This window comes from Azospirillum griseum (genome assembly GCF_003966125.1).
In the GTDB taxonomy this organism is placed as follows: Bacteria; Pseudomonadota; Alphaproteobacteria; order Azospirillales; family Azospirillaceae; genus Azospirillum; species Azospirillum griseum.
This window is the reverse complement of record NZ_RXMA01000005.1, coordinates 42,954-59,259: the sequence shown is the minus strand read 5'-3', so window position 1 is coordinate 59,259 and position 16,306 is coordinate 42,954. Positions and strand designations below refer to the sequence as shown.

Annotated in this window: 18 protein-coding genes; 7 read left to right on the top strand and 11 right to left on the bottom strand. The window is 68.3% G+C overall.

The window, feature by feature from the left end:
* Nucleotides 1-4 precede the first annotated feature (4 nt).
* The 11 genes from EJ903_RS07320 to EJ903_RS07270 all read right to left on the bottom strand — a co-directional run bounded on the left by EJ903_RS07320 (nucleotide 5) and on the right by EJ903_RS07270 (nucleotide 8,648).
* A complete protein-coding gene (locus EJ903_RS07320) occupies nucleotides 5-2,008 on the bottom strand; it encodes a heme lyase CcmF/NrfE family subunit (protein WP_126613647.1) in 2,004 nt (667 codons plus the stop codon).
* A 7-nt stretch (nucleotides 2,009-2,015) separates the two neighbouring features.
* Nucleotides 2,016-2,504 (bottom strand): cytochrome c maturation protein CcmE, encoded by a 489-nt coding sequence (gene ccmE, locus EJ903_RS07315; RefSeq protein ID WP_126613645.1) that lies wholly within the window; start codon nucleotides 2,502-2,504, stop codon nucleotides 2,016-2,018.
* Entirely contained in the window at nucleotides 2,501-2,755 is a 255-nt protein-coding gene (ccmD, locus tag EJ903_RS07310; RefSeq protein WP_126613643.1) for a heme exporter protein CcmD, read from the bottom strand. The genes ccmE and ccmD overlap by 4 nt, the downstream gene beginning before the upstream one ends.
* Nucleotides 2,756-2,759: 4 nt before the next feature.
* A complete protein-coding gene (locus EJ903_RS07305; RefSeq protein ID WP_126613641.1) occupies nucleotides 2,760-3,491 on the bottom strand; it encodes a heme ABC transporter permease in 732 nt (243 codons plus the stop codon).
* 234 nt (nucleotides 3,492-3,725) lie between these two features.
* Nucleotides 3,726-4,175 carry an EVE domain-containing protein gene (locus EJ903_RS07300; RefSeq protein ID WP_126613639.1) on the bottom strand — a complete coding sequence of 150 codons (450 nt, stop codon included), beginning with the start codon at nucleotides 4,173-4,175 and terminating at the stop codon, nucleotides 3,726-3,728.
* Nucleotides 4,176-4,219: 44 nt separating this feature from the next.
* Entirely contained in the window at nucleotides 4,220-4,600 is a 381-nt protein-coding gene (locus EJ903_RS07295) for a VOC family protein (protein WP_126613637.1), read from the bottom strand.
* Nucleotides 4,601-4,726: 126 nt separating this feature from the next.
* Complete coding sequence (locus tag EJ903_RS07290; RefSeq protein WP_126613635.1) at nucleotides 4,727-5,419, bottom strand: helix-turn-helix transcriptional regulator; 693 nt, start codon at nucleotides 5,417-5,419, stop codon at nucleotides 4,727-4,729.
* Nucleotides 5,420-5,434: 15 nt separating this feature from the next.
* Nucleotides 5,435-5,917, bottom strand: a complete 483-nt coding sequence (ybaK, locus tag EJ903_RS07285; protein ID WP_174237260.1) for a Cys-tRNA(Pro) deacylase — start codon at nucleotides 5,915-5,917, stop codon at nucleotides 5,435-5,437.
* Nucleotides 5,918-5,953: 36 nt separating this feature from the next.
* Nucleotides 5,954-6,583, bottom strand: a complete 630-nt coding sequence (folE, locus tag EJ903_RS07280) for a GTP cyclohydrolase I FolE (protein WP_246015339.1) — start codon at nucleotides 6,581-6,583, stop codon at nucleotides 5,954-5,956.
* Between the two features lie 272 nt (nucleotides 6,584-6,855).
* Entirely contained in the window at nucleotides 6,856-7,248 is a 393-nt protein-coding gene (gene apaG, locus EJ903_RS07275; protein ID WP_126613631.1) for a Co2+/Mg2+ efflux protein ApaG, read from the bottom strand.
* Nucleotides 7,249-7,388: 140 nt separating this feature from the next.
* Nucleotides 7,389-8,648, bottom strand: coding sequence for an NAD(P)/FAD-dependent oxidoreductase (locus EJ903_RS07270; protein WP_126613629.1), 1,260 nt, complete (start codon nucleotides 8,646-8,648; stop codon nucleotides 7,389-7,391).
* A gap of 436 nt (nucleotides 8,649-9,084) precedes the next feature.
* Here EJ903_RS07270 and EJ903_RS07265 point away from each other — a divergent pair, with 436 nt between their 5' ends.
* From EJ903_RS07265 to EJ903_RS07235, 7 genes are all read left to right on the top strand, one after another.
* Nucleotides 9,085-9,690 carry a GNAT family N-acetyltransferase gene (locus EJ903_RS07265; RefSeq protein WP_126613627.1) on the top strand — a complete coding sequence of 202 codons (606 nt, stop codon included), beginning with the start codon at nucleotides 9,085-9,087 and terminating at the stop codon, nucleotides 9,688-9,690.
* 255 nt (nucleotides 9,691-9,945) lie between these two features.
* Nucleotides 9,946-11,346 (top strand): tRNA (N6-isopentenyl adenosine(37)-C2)-methylthiotransferase MiaB, encoded by a 1,401-nt coding sequence (gene miaB, locus EJ903_RS07260; RefSeq protein WP_126613625.1) that lies wholly within the window; start codon nucleotides 9,946-9,948, stop codon nucleotides 11,344-11,346.
* Complete coding sequence (locus tag EJ903_RS07255) at nucleotides 11,343-12,383, top strand: PhoH family protein (RefSeq protein ID WP_377006090.1); 1,041 nt, start codon at nucleotides 11,343-11,345, stop codon at nucleotides 12,381-12,383. Before miaB ends, EJ903_RS07255 begins: the two co-directional genes overlap by 4 nt.
* Nucleotides 12,380-12,928, top strand: a complete 549-nt coding sequence (gene ybeY / locus EJ903_RS07250; protein ID WP_246015307.1) for an rRNA maturation RNase YbeY — start codon at nucleotides 12,380-12,382, stop codon at nucleotides 12,926-12,928. Before EJ903_RS07255 ends, ybeY begins: the two co-directional genes overlap by 4 nt.
* Entirely contained in the window at nucleotides 12,925-13,860 is a 936-nt protein-coding gene (locus EJ903_RS07245) for a hemolysin family protein (RefSeq protein WP_126613623.1), read from the top strand. Before ybeY ends, EJ903_RS07245 begins: the two co-directional genes overlap by 4 nt.
* Nucleotides 13,861-13,995: 135 nt before the next feature.
* On the top strand, nucleotides 13,996-15,615 hold the full coding sequence (gene lnt / locus EJ903_RS07240; RefSeq protein WP_246015305.1) for an apolipoprotein N-acyltransferase: 1,620 nt from the start codon (nucleotides 13,996-13,998) through the stop codon (nucleotides 15,613-15,615).
* Nucleotides 15,616-15,700: 85 nt separating this feature from the next.
* Nucleotides 15,701-16,195 (top strand): helix-turn-helix domain-containing protein, encoded by a 495-nt coding sequence (locus EJ903_RS07235; protein WP_126613621.1) that lies wholly within the window; start codon nucleotides 15,701-15,703, stop codon nucleotides 16,193-16,195.
* Nucleotides 16,196-16,306: the final 111 nt, after the last annotated feature.

Here is a 16,306-nt window from a genome sequence, read left to right as displayed (position 1 = left end):
CTCCTCACTCGGCAGGCTGGGCGGGGGGGACCAAACCGGCCTTGGCGGCGCGGCGGCGTTCGGGCGCGCCGATGCGGAACCGGCGGTCGGTCAGGCTGACCAGCCCGCCCAGCATCATGCCGACGCCGCCGATCCAGATCCACGGAACCATCGGGTGGTGATAGATGCGGACGATCCAGGCGGTGCCGTTCTGCGTCGGGTCGCCCAGCGCGATGTAGAGATCGGAGAACAGCGTGGTGTGGATCGCCGATTCCGTCGTCGTCATCCGGGTGACGGGGTAGCTGCGCCGCTCCGGCGTCAGGGTGGCGACCGGCTGGCCGTCCTTCGTCACGGTGAAGATGGCGCGGTCGGCCTTGTAATTCTCGCCCGCCACCGGCCCGACGCTGTCAAAGCGGAAGTCATACCCGGCGAGGCTGGCTGTCTGGCCCGGACGCATCGAGTCGATCCGCTCGCTCTGCCAGGCCGAGGTCGCGGTCATGCCCATGATCGACACGCCGAGGAAGGCGTGGGCGATGGTCATGCCCCAGGCGCTGCGCGGCAGATGCACCGCGCGGGTCCAACTGTCGGCCAGCGGCACGCGGAACAGGCGGATGCGCTCGGCGAACTCCACCAGCGAGCCGACGATGGCCCAGGCGGCGAGCGCCACCCCGACCAGCGCCAGCAGCGGCCCGCCGCCCGCCGTGACATAGGCGGTGACGGCGACGCAGACGACCACCACCACCCCGGCCACCCACAGCCGGGTCAGCGCTGCCCCCAGATCCGCCCGCTTCCACGACAGGAAGGGGCCGACGACCATGGCGGCCACCAGCGGGATGGCGATGGGCACGAAGGTGGCGTTGAAGAAGGGCGGGCCGACCGACACCTTGCCCGCCTTCAGAATGTCGAGGAACAGGGGGTAGAGCGTGCCGATGAAGACGGTGGCGGTGGCGGTGGACAGCAGCAGATTGTTCAGCACCAAGGCACCTTCGCGGCTGACCGGGGCGAACAGGCCGCCCGCCTTCAACGCCGGGGCGCGCAGGCTGTAGAGCAGCAGCGAACCCCCGGTGGCGATGGCCAGCAGCACCAGGATGAAGGCCCCGCGCGCCGGATCGACGGCAAAGGCGTGCACCGAGGTCAGAATGCCCGACCGGACCAGGAAGGTCCCCATCAGCGACAGCGAAAAGGTGACGATGGCCAGCAGGATGGTCCAGCTTTTCAGCGCGTCGCGCTTTTCCACCACGATGGCGGAATGCAGCAGCGCCGTTCCGGCCAACCACGGCATGAAGGACGCGTTTTCGACCGGATCCCAATACCACCAGCCACCCCAGCCCAATTCGTAATAGGCCCACCAGGATCCCAGCGCGATGCCCATGGTCAGGGTGGACCAGGCCGCCAGCGTCCAGGGCCGCACCCAGCGCGCCCAGGCCGGATCGACCCGCCCTTCGATCAGGGCGGCGACGGCGAAGGAAAAGGCCATCGAGAAGCCGACATAGCCCGCGTAGAGGAAAGGCGGGTGGAAGGCCAGCCCCGGATCCTGCAACAGCGGGTTCAGATCGTTGCCGTCCAGCGGGGCCGGGACCACGCGGATGAAGGGGTTGGAGGTGGTCAGGATGAACAGCAGGAAGCCGATGCCGATCAGCCCCTGCACCGCCAGGACCCGCGCCTTCAGCGTCGGCGGCAGGTTGCGGCCAAAGGCGGCGACGGCGGCCCCGAACACGGCGAGCATGACGATCCACAGGACCATCGAGCCTTCGTGGTTTCCCCACACGCCCGACACCTTGTAGAGCATCGGTTTCAGCGAGTGGCTGTTCTGCACCACATTCTGCACGCTGAAATCGGACACCACATGCGCCCAGGTCAGCGCGCCATAGGCGACCAGCACCAGCAGCATCTGGGCGATGGCGGCGGGTCCGGCCACGCTCATCCAGGCGGCGTTGCGGGTGGCGGCCCCGACCAGCGGCGGACCGGCCTGGACAAAGGCGACGAACAGCGCCAGCACCAGCGCGTAATGGCCGAGTTCGGGGATCACGGTCCCGCTACTCCTTCTTGGTCGCCGCCGGGGGGGCGTTGGTGTTGGCGGCGGTTTTGCCCTCGGCGGGGTTCTTGTAGACGCCTGCCTGTTTCAACGCCTCCGACACCTCCGGCGGCATGTAGGTCTCGTCGTGCTTGGCCAGCACCTCGCGCGCGACGAAGACGCCGCCGGTCAGCTTGCCTTCGGCCACCACCCCCTGCCCTTCGCGAAACAGGTCGGGCAATTGGCCGCGATAGCGGACGCCGATGGTGTGGGCGGTGTCGGTCACGCGGAATTCGGTGGTCACGCCGTCGGTCAGCTTGCGGACGCTGCCCTGTTCGACCAGCCCGCCCAACCGGAAATTCCGGTCGCCGACCTGCTGGGTCTGCAACTGGCTGGGGCTGTAGAAGAACACGATGTTGTCCTGGAACGCGGTCAGCGTCAGGGCGGTGGCCGCGCCAAGCCCCAGCAGGGCCAGGCCCAGCATGTAGAGGCGGCGTTTCTTCCGGGTCATCCTTCGCTCGCTTTCCCCGGCAATCCGGGGGCGCTGGAGGGGGCTGTGTGGGAATGGGCGGTGTCAGAGTGGGCGGCGGCGCGCGCGCGGCGGCGCGGGGTGCGCACGCCTTCCAGCGCCCGCACGGTGGCCTCGGCCTCGCGCAGGCCCTTCAGGCTGACGACCAGCAGGCCGATCAGCACCAGCGCGGCCAGGCCGTAAGCGGGCCAGACGAAGGCGGCGTAGCCGCCCATGGTGAAAAATTCGGTCATGCCGTTACCCCGTCGCTCCGTCTCCGGCGACGCTGAAGCGCAGCGTCTGGATCTTGCGCTGCGCCAGTTCGGCGCGCAGGCGCAGGATCACCACCGTGATGAAATAAGTGGTGAAGCCGACGGCCATCACCAACAGCGGAATCAGCATGCTGGAATCGATGGTGGGGCCGCCCATGCGCACAACGCTGGCGGGCTGGTGCAGCGTGTTCCACCAATCGACCGAAAATTTGATGATCGGCACGTTGACGATGCCAACCAGCAGCAGCACGTCGCCCGCCCGCGCCCCACGCTGCGGGTCGTCGAAGGCGTTCACCAGGGCCATGTAGCCGAGATAGAGGAAGAACAGGATCAGAACGCTGGTCAAGCGCGCGTCCCACACCCACCAGGTTCCCCACATCGGCGCGCCCCACAGCGAGCCGGTGACAAGGCAGATCAGGGTGAAACCGGCCCCGATGGGGGCGGCGGCCTTGGCGAACAGGTCGGCCAGCGGGTGTTTCCACACCAGCCCGGCGGCGGCGGCGATCGCCATGTTGGTGTAGACGAACAGGCTCATCCACGCCGCCGGGACGTGGATGTACATGATGCGCACGGTGTCGCCCTGCTGGTAATCGGGCGGGGAGCCGAACAGGCTGAGATACAGCCCGGCGATCAGCAGGATCACGGTGGCCCCGGCGGTCCATGGCAACAGCAGGGCCGACAGGCGCAGGAAGCGGGCGGGATTGGCGAAACGGTGCATCGTGCAGGGCCTTGCGGGTGGTGGCCTTCGGGCGCTCGTGTCGAGGATATAAGCCCATGGATGACGGAGCGCGAGGAGTTTCGCCTTGATCTTGGTCAGGTGGGGCCGCCTGTCTATCCCGGATCCGATGACGGGTCAGACGATGGTGTGCGGCCGATGAACGGGGCCTGAACGTGCGACGCCGGGGAGTGGGCGTTTCATCCCTCCCCCCGGCGCGTCGGTGTCAAAAAATCGTTACAGCAGGGTCGGTTGGGCCGGAACCGGAACGGCGGTCCCCATCGCCTGGGCGATCAGCTCCATGTCGTGGTCGCTGATGGCGAACAGGCCGAAGCGAAGCTGATAGCCCCAATTCCGTTGCCCGGCGGAAAACTCCAACCGGTCGAGCAGGGGGTGGATCGGCGTTTCCGCCCCGCCCATCCAGATCACATCGCGGCGGAAGGGAACGAAGCCGCCGCCCATGTCGAAGGGGTACGGCTCGCGGTCTTGCACCACGCCGATGGCGGTGAAGGATTGGGCGCGGTCCTTGCCGCCGAAGCTCTCGGTCGGCGAATAGTAGGCGACGCGGTCGCCCGGCTGCATCCGGCGCAGCGGTGCGGCCTTGCCGTGGCACACTTGCATGAAGCCCCCGGCGCGGCCCCGCCGGACATGTTCGGCGGAGGCGACGGCGATCCAGTTCCGGCCCATGGTTCCCTCTCAGCTGTCGGGTGGCAGGCGTCAGGTGGTTGGCATCAGGCGGCGGGCGGGGCGGACGGCGCGAACACGCGCAGCCGGTGCCCGTTGGGGTCGACCGCCACGAAGGTGTGGCCGAAATCCATCGCCGTCGGGACTTGCACGATGGGCAGGCCGCGCGCCGCCCAATCGGCGTGGGTGGCGTGCACCGCGTCGGCGTCGGCCACGGTGAAGGCGATTTCCGATCCGCCGCCGCCCGCCGCCGGGGCTGGTTCCACCGTGTGGCGCGACCACAGGCCCAGCATGGTCCCGGAGGTCATCGCGAACATGGCGAAGGTGGGAGAGGCTTCGACCGGCGGCTTGCCCAGCAGATCAGCGTAAAAGGCGGCGCTGGCGGTCGGGCTGTCGACGTAGAGCAGGACGAAATCGAGATCGAGCATGGTCGCATCCATTCGGTTTGGTGTGTGGCCCGGTCGGGAGCGCCCCGTCCGGTGACACCAACCTTATGCGGACCCACTGTCAGATTCTGTCAGCATGGTGGTGGGTGGCGGAACCATCGTCGACCGTCACCGGGGTGTGGGGATGCCCTCCGCCGCGCGCCACTCCTTCAGCATGGCGTGGCGGCGGCGTGGGTAGCGGGTGTCGGTGGCGGTCAGGGCGACGATGCGGTCGGTGCGGAAATGGCGGAAGGATTGACGCAACTCGCACCAGGCCACCACCACGCGGACCCGGTCGAAAAAGCCCAGGGCGAAGGGCCAGACGACGCGGCGGCTGTCCGAACCGCGCCCATCGCGGTACAGCAGTTCCAGCTTGTGTTCGCTGCGGATGGCGTGGCGGATGGCCGCCAGTTCGGCGTCTCCGGCGGCGATCGGTTCGCCGGGGCCGACCAGCAGGGTGGACGCGTCCATGCCCTCGCGCCGGTCGGGCGGCAGCACCGCCGCGATCTTGGCCAGCGCGTTGCGGGCGGCCCCGGCCAGACGGCTGTCGCCCCGGTCCACCACCCAGCGCGAACCAAGGGCCAGCGCCTCCACCTCCTCTTCGGTGAACATCAGCGGCGGCAGCAGGAAGCCGGGGCGCAGGATGTAGCCGACGCCGGGTTCCCCCTCGATCCCCGCCCCCTGCCCTTGCAGCGTGGCGATGTCGCGGTAGAGCGTGCGCAGGCTGACGCCCAATTCGGACGCCAGGGCGTTGCCGCTGACCGGCTGGCGGTGGCGGCGCAGAATCTGCATCAGGTCGAGAAGCCGTTCGGCGCGCGACATGGCGGCGCGCTCCGGTCAGCCCACCGCGATGGGGCAGACGGTGGCCTTGGCCAACCGGGCGAGGTCGGCGGGGGCCAGCATCAGTTGCAGGCCGCGCCGCCCGCCATTCACCACCATGTCGGGCAGGGCACCGGCGCTGGCGTCGATGAAGGTCGGCAGGGTTTTTTTCTGGCCCAGCGGGCTGATGCCGCCGACCAGATAGCCGGTGGTCTTTTCAGCCAGGGCGGGATCGGCCAGATCGGCCTTTTTCGCCTTGGCCGCCGCCGCGATGGCTTTCAGATCGAGCTTGGCCGCCACCGGGATGACGGCGCAGGCCAGGGCCTTGGGTTCCAACTGGACGATCAGCGTTTTGTAGACGATGGCCGGATCCAGCCCCAGGGCGGCGGCGGCGTGCAGGCCGATGGCGTCGGCGGAGGGATCGTACTCATACTCCATCACGCGGAAGGCGACGCCCGCCGCCTTCGCCGCGTTGACCGCCGGTGTCACCTTCGCCGCCATAACCGCCTGTTCCTGTCCGTGATCGCTGCGCCCCGGTCACTCGCCGCGCGAGGAGGGGTTGCCGATCATGGTCAGAAACTCCCGCCGGGTCGAGGGGTCGTTGCGGAACGCGCCCAGCATCCGGCTCGTCACCATGCTGACGCCCGGCTTGTGGATGCCGCGCGTGGTCATGCATTGGTGCTGCGCCTCGATCACCACCGCCACGCCTTCGGGCTGCAACACCTCGTTGATGGTGTTGGCGATCTGGGCGGTCATCTTCTCCTGGATTTGCAGGCGCTTGGCGTAGGCTTCGACCACGCGCGCCAGCTTGGAGATGCCGACCACCCGGTGCTTGGGCAGATAGGCGACGTGGGCCTTGCCGATGATCGGCACCATGTGGTGCTCGCAATAGGATTCGACGCGGATGTCGCGCAGAATCACCATCTCGTCGTAGCCGTCGGTCTCTTCGAAGGTGCGCTGGAGCAGATCGACCGGATCGACGGTGTAACCGGCGAAGAATTCCTCGTAGGAGCGGACGACGCGGTCGGGCGTGCCGACCAGCCCCTCGCGCGTCGGGTCGTCGCCCGCCCAGCGCAGCAGGGTGCGCACCGCCTGTTCGGCCTCCTCGCGGGACGGGCGGGCGGTGTTGGCGGCGGTCGCGCGCGGCAGGCCGGGGCCGGGAACCACCTTTTCGGCGAACTGGGTCTTGGAAGCCGTCACGGGGATAACCTTTCGATGCTGGTGCGCCGATGCTGATGCGCGGTTCCGGCTCCGCCCGGCCGTGGGGCGGATCGGTCCGGCGTGCTGCGCGTCGATACGCGGGACATGGCGGCTTGGATCACCACCGCCGTTCGATCGGACCCGTCAGGACATCCGACCGGAATCCCAAAATTGCACAAGCCCCACAACTTTCAAGGGACTCAAAGACCACAAAATCGCGGGGTTATCCGCTCGACCCATCAGTTCAGCCGCATCGGCTGGTGCGGGCTGTCCAGGGAAAAGGCCGGAATGGCGATGTCGAAGGGCACCCCGTCGGCGTCCTCCATGCCATAGCTGCCGACCATGATGCCCGATGGCGTGCCCAGCGGGGTGCCGCTGGTGTATTCGAAGGAACCGCCCGGCTCCAACACCGGCTGTTCGCCGACCACGCCGGGGCCGCGCACCTCCTGCACCCGGCCCATGGCGTCGGTGATTTGCCAATAGCGGGTGCGAAGCTGGACCGTTTCCTCGCCCTCATTGTCGATGCGGACGTGATAGGCCCAGACGTAACGCCCCTCGGCGGGGGCGGACTGGTCTTCCAGAAAGGCGGGCTGGACGGTGACGCGGATCGCGCGGGTGACGGCGGTGTACATCGGACGGCCTGAAGGATTGGCGGGATCAATCGGTCGGGCCACCATAAAGGCGGGACTCCCCAACTGTCCAGACACCCCCGACGCGTCCGGGACCAACGCGCCGCGCCGGGGGTGGGAATGGCCGACGGGAGTGGCCGGGGTCAGCGGCGTTCCGGGCGGAACGCGTCGGGATCGGTGAAGGGCCGCTCGCCGCTCATCAACTCGGCCAACAGGCGGCCGCTGGCCGGTCCCATGGTCAGGCCTTGGTGGCCATGGCCGAAATGCAGCCACAGACCCGGATGGCGCGGGGCCTGCCCGATCACCGGCAGCATGTCGGGCATGCAGGGCCGGGTTCCGAACCAGGGCGTCGGGTTGACGGGATCGCCGAGATCCAGCAGGGCGCGGGCCGCCGCCTCCGCCCGCGCCAACTGCACCGGGTCGGCGGGGGCGTCGGCATGGGTCAGTTGCGCGCCCGTGGTGATCCGCAGCCCCCGCGCCATCGGGGCCAGCACGCAGCCGAAATCCGCGTCCAGCAGCGGCAGGGACAGGCCGCCGCCGCTGTAATGCTGGTGATAGCCGCGCTTGCGCACCATGGGGAAGCGGTAGCCCAGCGGCTGCAACAGCGCGGGCGACCAGGGACCGAGCGCCACCACCGCCGCGTCGGCCTCCACCGGGCCGTCGTCGGTGGTCACGGACCAGCCATCCCCTGGCCCGGCGGTCAGCGTCGCCGCGTCGCCCTGGACCAGCCGCCCCCCGGCCTTGACAAAGGACTGGGCGTAGGCGGCGACCAGCGCCCCCGGATCGGACAGGGTCCAGGGGTCGAGCCAATGGATGGCGCCATGGATGGCGGCGACGCCGCTCTGGGTCAGGGCGGGTTCGGCCCGCGCCAGCTCCGCCGGGGTCAGGGTGGCGTACCGCACCCCCCAGCGCTGGCGGTGATGCTCCACCTCGGCCACCGCCTCGTCAAAATCGGCGGGATCGCGGAAGATGGCGCGGAACCCCTCGCGCCGGACCAGACCGTCAACCGGCCGCCCATTGGCGGCGCAGCCCGCCATCAGCGCCCCATGCTCCGCCGTCGCCGCCGCGATCAGCCGGGCGTAGGCGTCGGAAATCCGGCGGTGGCGGTCCGGCTCGGAATGCCACCAATAGCGGGCCAGCGGCTCGGCGTGGTCGGGCAGCGCGCCCGGATGATAATGCACGTCGTTGGTCTGGCCGGTGGCCATGGCCAGCAGGCGGCGCACCCCGCGCGGCATGGCGTGGGGGCTGACCGCCTCGCTCTGGATGATTCCGGCGTTGCCATAGCTGGTTTCCTGCCCCGGTCCCCGGCGGTCCACCACCGTCACCGCCCATCCCCGCTGTTGCAGGTGCAGCGCGGTGCCGATGCCGACCATGCCCGCGCCCAGAACGATCGCCTGCCTCATGCCGTCCACTCCCAAAAACCGGCCAAACAGCCGCAACCATACCAGCAGAGGTTGGAAGCGACTTGCAAGCCCTTGCCCACCGCCGCGCGCGCTGGACGGCGCTGTGGAGGAACTGCGGAGCCGCTTGGAAAGCCTGTGAAAAATCGGGGTCGGCGGGGGGATGCAGTCATGCGTTCCCTGCGGGTCAACATCGTCTTGCACCGGGGGGGCAAGGGTGTTATACGCGCAAGTCCCAGCAACGGCCCATGAGCCTACGCAATGTCTCGTTCGCACGCCCTTCGCATCCGACGACGGAGCCTCGCCCCGCAGAACGCGGGTGCGGCCGTCCTTGGGTCGCGTGCGAACGCCAAAGGCCACAGCGGGACCTGATCCCCACGGCAACCGGCGACGGCGCGACCCCGCAGCAGAAGACCATCTTCCCGCCGGGAGCCATCGCATGATCATCACGGTTGAACAGCCCAAGCACGCCTGCGCCATCGAAGCCCTGCTCGACTCCGCCTTCGGGCCGGACCGGTTCAAGAAAACCGCCTACCGGCTGCGGGAGGGCGTGGACTCGATCCCCGAGTTGAACCTCGTCGCCATCGACCATGACGAACATGGCCACGAAGTTCTGCTGGGAACCATCCGCTATTGGCCGGTGATGATCGGCGACACCCCGTCGATCATGCTCGGCCCCATCGCCGTGTCGGGTGATCTCCAGGGCGGCGGTCTGGGCAGCAAGATGATCCGGATGAGCCTGAACAAGGCGGTCGCGCTGGGCTACAGCTCCGTCATCCTGGTGGGCGACGCCCCTTATTACGAGCGGTTCGGCTTCACCCGGGCGCTGACCTTGGGCATGCAGATGCCCGGCCCGGTGGACATGAACCGGCTGTTGGGGCTGGAGCTGGTGGACGGCGCGTTGCAGGGCGTGGCGGGCATGATCGGCCCGGCCCATGGCCCGGTCGCGCTGCCGGTGGCGATGGAGGCGTCGGCCCCCCTGTCTTTTCTCTTCTCCCGGACCTGGCGGGAGCGGATGTGGCCGGAAGCGGCCAGCGCCGCGTGAGCGGGCCTGATGGTATGGGTCATGGCGGCATAGACCATGGCGGTTTGGGCCATTCCGGCACGGGTCGCGGCCTTGATGGCGTGACGGATGGCGGGGCGAACGGGCATTGACTCGCTTTTCCCCGCCTGAGATACCATCTTTCTCATCAGCGACGCCGACCGTTCGGCGTGACGCGCGCCACGCCCTGCCGTGTGGCGCGCCATTCGTTTTTGTGCCGACGGGATCGGCGCGGATTTTTGCGCGGAAGGGTGTGGGTTGAGCAAGAAGCTGTTCATCAAGACCTGGGGCTGCCAGATGAATGTCTACGACTCCGCCCGGATGGCGGATGTCCTGGCGCCGCTGGGGTATCGTCCGGTCGATGAGCCGGAGGGGGCCGACATGGTCATCCTCAACACCTGCCACATCCGCGAAAAGGCCGCCGACAAGGTCTTTTCGGAGCTGGGGCGGCTGCGCATCCTGAAGGACGAAAAGGCCGTCGCCAACACGGGCGGCGATGGCAAGATGATCCTGGCCGTGGCCGGCTGCGTCGCCCAGGCCGAGGGCGAGGAGATCGTCGCCCGCGCGCCCTATGTCGACATGGTGTTCGGTCCCCAGACCTACCACACCCTGCCGGAGATGGTGGCCAAGGCCAGCCGCGCGGCGGGCAGCGTGCTGAACACCGATTTCCCGGCGGAATCGAAGTTCGATTTCCTGCCCGAAGAGGCGACCAGCCAGGGCGTGGCCGCGTTTTTGGCGGTGCAGGAGGGGTGTGACAAGTTCTGCACCTTCTGCGTCGTCCCCTACACCCGTGGCGCGGAGTTCTCCCGCCCCGCCGACCAGATTCTGGCGGAGGCGCGGCGTCTGGTGGCGGGCGGCACGCGGGAAATCAGCCTGCTCGGCCAGAACGTCAACGCCTGGCACGGCGACGGCCCGAACGGGTCGAGCTGGGGACTCGGTCGTCTGATCCGCGCGCTGGCGGAGATCGACGGGCTGGCCCGCATCCGCTACACCACCTCCCACCCGCGCGACATGGACGACGAGCTGATCCGCGCCCACGCCGAGGTGCCGCAGCTCATGCCCTATCTGCATCTGCCGGTGCAGTCGGGATCGGACCGCATCCTGGCGGCGATGAACCGCAAACACAGCGGCGACGATTACCGCCGTCTGGTGGACCGGTTGCGCGCGGTGAACCCGGATCTGGCGCTGTCCAGCGACTTCATCGTCGGCTTCCCCGGCGAAAGCGACGCCGATTTCGCCGCGACGCTGAAGCTGGTGACGGATGTCGGCTACGCCCAGGCCTACAGCTTCAAATACAGCCCGCGTCCGGGAACCCCGGCGGCGCTGGAAAGCAAACAGGTGCCGGAGGATGTGAAGGAGGCCCGCTTGCAGGCCCTGCAACAGCTCATCGGCGCGCAGCAGGTCGCCTTCAACCATAGCTTCGTTGGCCGGACCATGCCGGTGCTGTTCGACCGCAAGGGCCGCCGTCCCGGCCAGCTTCTGGGCCGCAGCCCGTGGATGCAGTCGGTCCACGCCGACGCCAACGAACGGCTGCTGAACCAGATCGTCGAGGTGCGGATCGAAGACGCCCGGCCCAACAGCCTGGCGGGCCGCATCGTCACCGGCGAATTCGCGTCGACGGCGGGCCGCGCGGTCGATCACGCGGAGGCCCGCGCTTGACCGGCCCGACCAGCGACCTGACCGCCCGGCGGATCGACGTCCAGTTCGACGACAACCGGCTTCTGCCGATGCTGTATGGCGAGCATGACCGCCATCTGGCCCGGATCGAGGCGCTGTTGGGCGTGTCGCTCTCCTCGCGCGGGAACACGCTGATCGTGGCGGGACCGTCCGACGCCGCCGACGCCGCCCGCTCCGCCCTCAACGCGCTGTACGCCCGGTTGAGCCGTGGTTTGCCGGTCGGGCCGGGCGAGGTTGACGCCGCCGTGCGCATGGCCACCTCCGACACCGACGAGGAAACCCGGTTGCAGACACTGGCCACCGTCGCGTCCACCGAAATCACCCTGCGCACCCGGCGGCGCGGGGCCATCACCGCGCGCTCGCCGATGCAGGCGGCCTATCTCCAGGCCCTGGCCGAAAGCGAGCTGGTGTTCGGGCTGGGTCCGGCGGGCACCGGCAAGACCTATCTGGCGGTGGCCCAGGCGGTGGCGCTGCTGACCACCGGGCAGGTCGACCGCATCATCCTGTCCCGCCCGGCGGTGGAGGCCGGGGAGCGTCTGGGCTTCCTGCCCGGCGATTTGAAGGACAAGGTCGATCCCTATCTGCGGCCGCTCTACGACGCGCTGCACGACATGCTGCCCGCCGAGCAGGTCAAGAAGCGGCTGGAATCGGGCGAGATCGAAATCGCCCCGCTGGCCTTCATGCGCGGCCGGACGCTGGGCAACGCCTTCGTCATCCTGGACGAGGCGCAGAACACCACGCCGATGCAGATGAAGATGTTCCTCACCCGCCTGGGCGAAGGCGGGCGGATGGCCGTGACCGGCGACATCACCCAGATCGATCTGCCGAACGGCACCCGGTCGGGCCTGCGCGACGCCATGGAGATTCTGGCCGGGGTCGAGGGCGTCCGCTTCATCCAGTTCACCGACGCCGACGTGGTCCGCCATCCGATGGTGGCGCGCATCATCCGCGCCTATGACCGGGCCGAGGCGCAGCGCGCCGCCGCCGCCCCGTCGCGCGCCTGGGAGACGACACGATGACCGGTTCCGCCCCCGATCAGACACAGCCGGATCATCAAGCGATGCCGGAGCTTGAGATCGCCGTGTCCCGCGAAGCCGGGGATTGGCCCGACCACGCCGAAACGCTGGTTGAGCGCGTCGCCCGCGCCACGCTGGCCGCCACCTACCCGCCCGACGACGGCCCGGCCGAACTGTCGCTGGTGCTGGCCGACAACGCGCTGGTGCAGCAACTCAACCGCGACTATCGCGGCAAGGACAAGCCGACCAACGTCCTGTCCTTCGCCCTGACCGAAGCCGAGGAACCGGACCCGGAGGAGGGCGCGCCCGTCCTGCTGGGCGACGTCATCTTGGCCTATGAAACGGTCCAGCGCGAAGCCGCCGAACAGAACAAATCCCCCGACGATCACCTGTCGCATCTCGTCATGCATGGTGTTTTGCATCTTCTGGGGTACGATCACGAAACGGACGACGAGGCCGAGGAGATGGAAGCGCTGGAAACCCGGCTGCTTGCCTCGCTCGGCATCGCCGACCCGTACGCCGACAACCACGAACCGCCGGACCAATGAGCGATCTTTCCGACAGTCGCACGCCCCGTGAAGACGGGGCCGAAGACCAACACTCCCTGGGCCACCTGTTCAAGGGGTGGCTCCGCACCGTCATGGGGGGGCGCGGCGATTCCTCGCTGCGCGCCACGATCGAAGGGATGATCGACGATCCCGACGGGGCGGAAGAATCGGTGGGCGCTGGCGAACGCGCGCTCCTCACCAACATTCTGAAGCTGCGCGGGCGCACGGTGGCCGATGTGATGGTCCCGCGCGCCGACATCGTCGCGCTGGACATCGACACCCCCTTTCCCGATCTGATCCAGAAGATCGCCGAGGAAGGCCATTCCCGCCTGCCGGTTTTCCGGGAGACGTTGGACGAGGTGATCGGCGTCATCCACATCAAGGATGTGCTGTCGATCATGGCCCGCCAATCGGCGGGGCACGCGGTGGCGGCCGATCTGCAAGGCATCCTGCGCCCGGTGAAGATCGTCGCCCCGTCGATGCGGGTGCTCGATCTGCTGGTGGACATGCGGCAGAGCCGCAGCCATCTCGCCCTGGTGGTGGATGAGTTCGGCGGCATCGACGGGCTTGTCACCATCGAGGATCTGGTCGAGGAGATCGTCGGCGAGATCGAGGACGAGCATGACGAGGCCGCTGCCCCCCGGCTGGACGAGCGGCCCGACGGCAGCCTGATCGTGGACGCCCGCCTGCCCATCGAGGATTTCGAGGAGCGCGTCGGTCCCGTCCTGACCGACGAGGAGCGGGAGGACATCGACACGCTGGGCGGTCTGGTGGTGTCGCTGGCCGGTCGCGTGCCGGGGCGGGGCGAGCTGTTGACCCACCCCTCGGGCCTGGAGTTCGAAATCGTCGATGCGGATTCGCGCCGGTTGAAGCGGTTGCGGGTGCGCAACGCGCCCGCCAACAGCGCCGCTCCGTTGGCCGAAACCGCCTGATTTCATCCGTCTTCGCGCAACCCTGCCCCGCCTGTGACATCGGGCGCGGCAGGGTTGTGTTTGTCATGGGTTGCGCCAAGTCTGGGGCGCGCCCTGTTTCCGGCGCGTTGTGCCCGTTGTTCTGGAGTGTGTGCGGTGATCCCTTCTGACACCCCCGTCGGCCTGGCCTCGGCTGCGCGTGCGCGCGCCGCGCTGATGGCGCTGTCCGGGCGGCGGCGGTGGTTGGCGGCGATGGCGTTGGGCGGGCTGGCGACCTTTGCCCTGCCCCCCGCCTATGCCCTGCCGGTGCTGCTGGTGGCGTTTCCCGGGTTGATCTGGTTGCTGGAGGGGGCGGCGCGTGGCCGCAGCGCCTTTGCGATCGGCTGGTGCTTCGGCTTTGGTCATCACCTGCTGGGGCTGTATTGGATCAGCGCCGCGCTGTTCACCGACATCCATCAATTCTGGTGGGCCTTGCCCTTTTCGGCGGTGGGGCTGCCCGTGCTGCTGGGGCTGTTCGCCGGGGTGGCGGGGTGGTTGTTCCACGCGCTGCGCGTCCGGGGCGCTGGCGGCGGGGTGGCCTCCGCCTGCCTGTTCGCCGCCGCCTGGGGGCTGATGGAGTGGGTGCGGGGGCACGCCTTCACCGGGTTCCCCTGGAATCTCATCGGCTATGGCTGGGTCGGCGTGCTGCCGGTCCTGCAAGGGGTGTCGCTGGTCGGCATTTACGGGCTGTCGCTGTTGACCGTGCTGGTCGCCGCCCTCCCCGCCGCGCTGGCCGACCCGCTGGCGCGGCCGCGTCGGGCCTGGGGCGCGCTGGTGGTTGGGCTGGCCGCGCTGGCGCTGCTGGGCGGCTGGGGCGGCTGGCGGCTGGCCACGGCGTCCGACGCGGTGGTTCCGGGGGTGCGGCTGCGGCTGGTGCAGGCCGCCATCGACCAGCGGCTGAAATGGGCCGAGGGCCAGCGGGAACAGAATGTCCGGGAGAATCTGGAGCTGTCCGCCCTGCCCGCGCCCGAACCGGTGACGCACATCCTGTGGCCGGAAACCACCGTGCCGTTCTTCATCGAGCGCGACGCGCGGGTGCGGCAGGCGCTGGCGTCGGTGACGCCGTCCGGCGGGCTGCTCATCACCGGCGCGCCCCGGTCGGAGCGGACCGACGACAATGGGTGGCGCTATTTCAACAGTCTGGTCGCGGTGGACGGCAGCGGGGCTGTGGTGGGCAGCTACGACAAGGCCCATCTGGTTCCGTTTGGCGAATACATGCCCTTGCGCCGCTGGATCCCGGTGGACGCCATCGCCAGCAACGGGGCGGAGTTCTCCCCAGGCCCCGGACCGCGCACGCTGACCCTGCCCGGCCTGCCGCCGGTCAGCCCGCTGATCTGCTACGAAGGAATCTTCCCCGGTGCCGTCGCCGACCCGGTGGAGCGCCCGCGCTGGCTGCTCAACTTGACCAACGACGCCTGGTACGGGCACACCGCCGGACCCTATCAGCATTTCGCCATCAATCAGGTGCGGGCGGTCGAAGAAGGGATGCCGTTGGTCCGCGTCGCCAATACGGGTATTTCCGGGCTGGTGGATGCCTATGGGCGTGTGAGACAGTCACTCGGGTTGGGGGAACGGGGAATCATCGATACCACGTTGCCGAAAGCGCCGGATGAAACCACTCTTTATAGCCGTGCTGGGGATGTGCTCTTCGGTTTTGGGCTTCTGGCGTGTTTTCTTGTGGCGATCTTCTCCCGAAGCCATTCACCGCGCAGTCGCTTTAACGATCTCTCTTCCTAGTCCTGGGGAATGAATCGCGGCGGGCTTGACTGCATACGTGGATATGCCATATCTAAGTTGCACAACTGTTACAGGGATTAGCCAGATGCAAGCAGCGACAGGGGCGCCACGGGGGCGCCGTCCGGGTGCCGGTCGTCCGAAAACCGGAAAGCCCAACCCCATCGACGTGCATGTCGGATCGCGCGTTCGGCTTCGCCGGACTCTGCTGGGCATGAGCCAGGAAAAGCTGGGTGAAGCCATCGGTTTGACCTTCCAGCAGGTCCAGAAGTACGAGCGTGGGGCGAACCGCATCGGTGCGTCGCGCCTGTTCGACCTGAGCCGCGTGTTGGACGTGCCGGTGTCCTTCTTCTTCGACGACATGCCGGCCGACGCCGCCGCCGCCCGTGTGGACGATGAGGACGAGACGGCCGGTGGTGAAGAGCGCGCGACCGGTGGGTATGAACCCGATCCGATGGCCAAGCGCGAGACGCTGGAATTGGTGCGCGCCTATTACAAGATCAATGATCCGTCCGTGCGCAAGCGGTTGTTTGAATTGACCAAGGCGGTTGCCAACGCCGCCGTCGCTGACGCCGCCGAATAAGCCGGATCATGCCGACCATCGAAGGGGAGTGCGATTTTTCCACGCATTCCCCATTCGATGATGAAAATACTGCGACACATTATCAGTACGGATGTCGTTATTGACACGCCG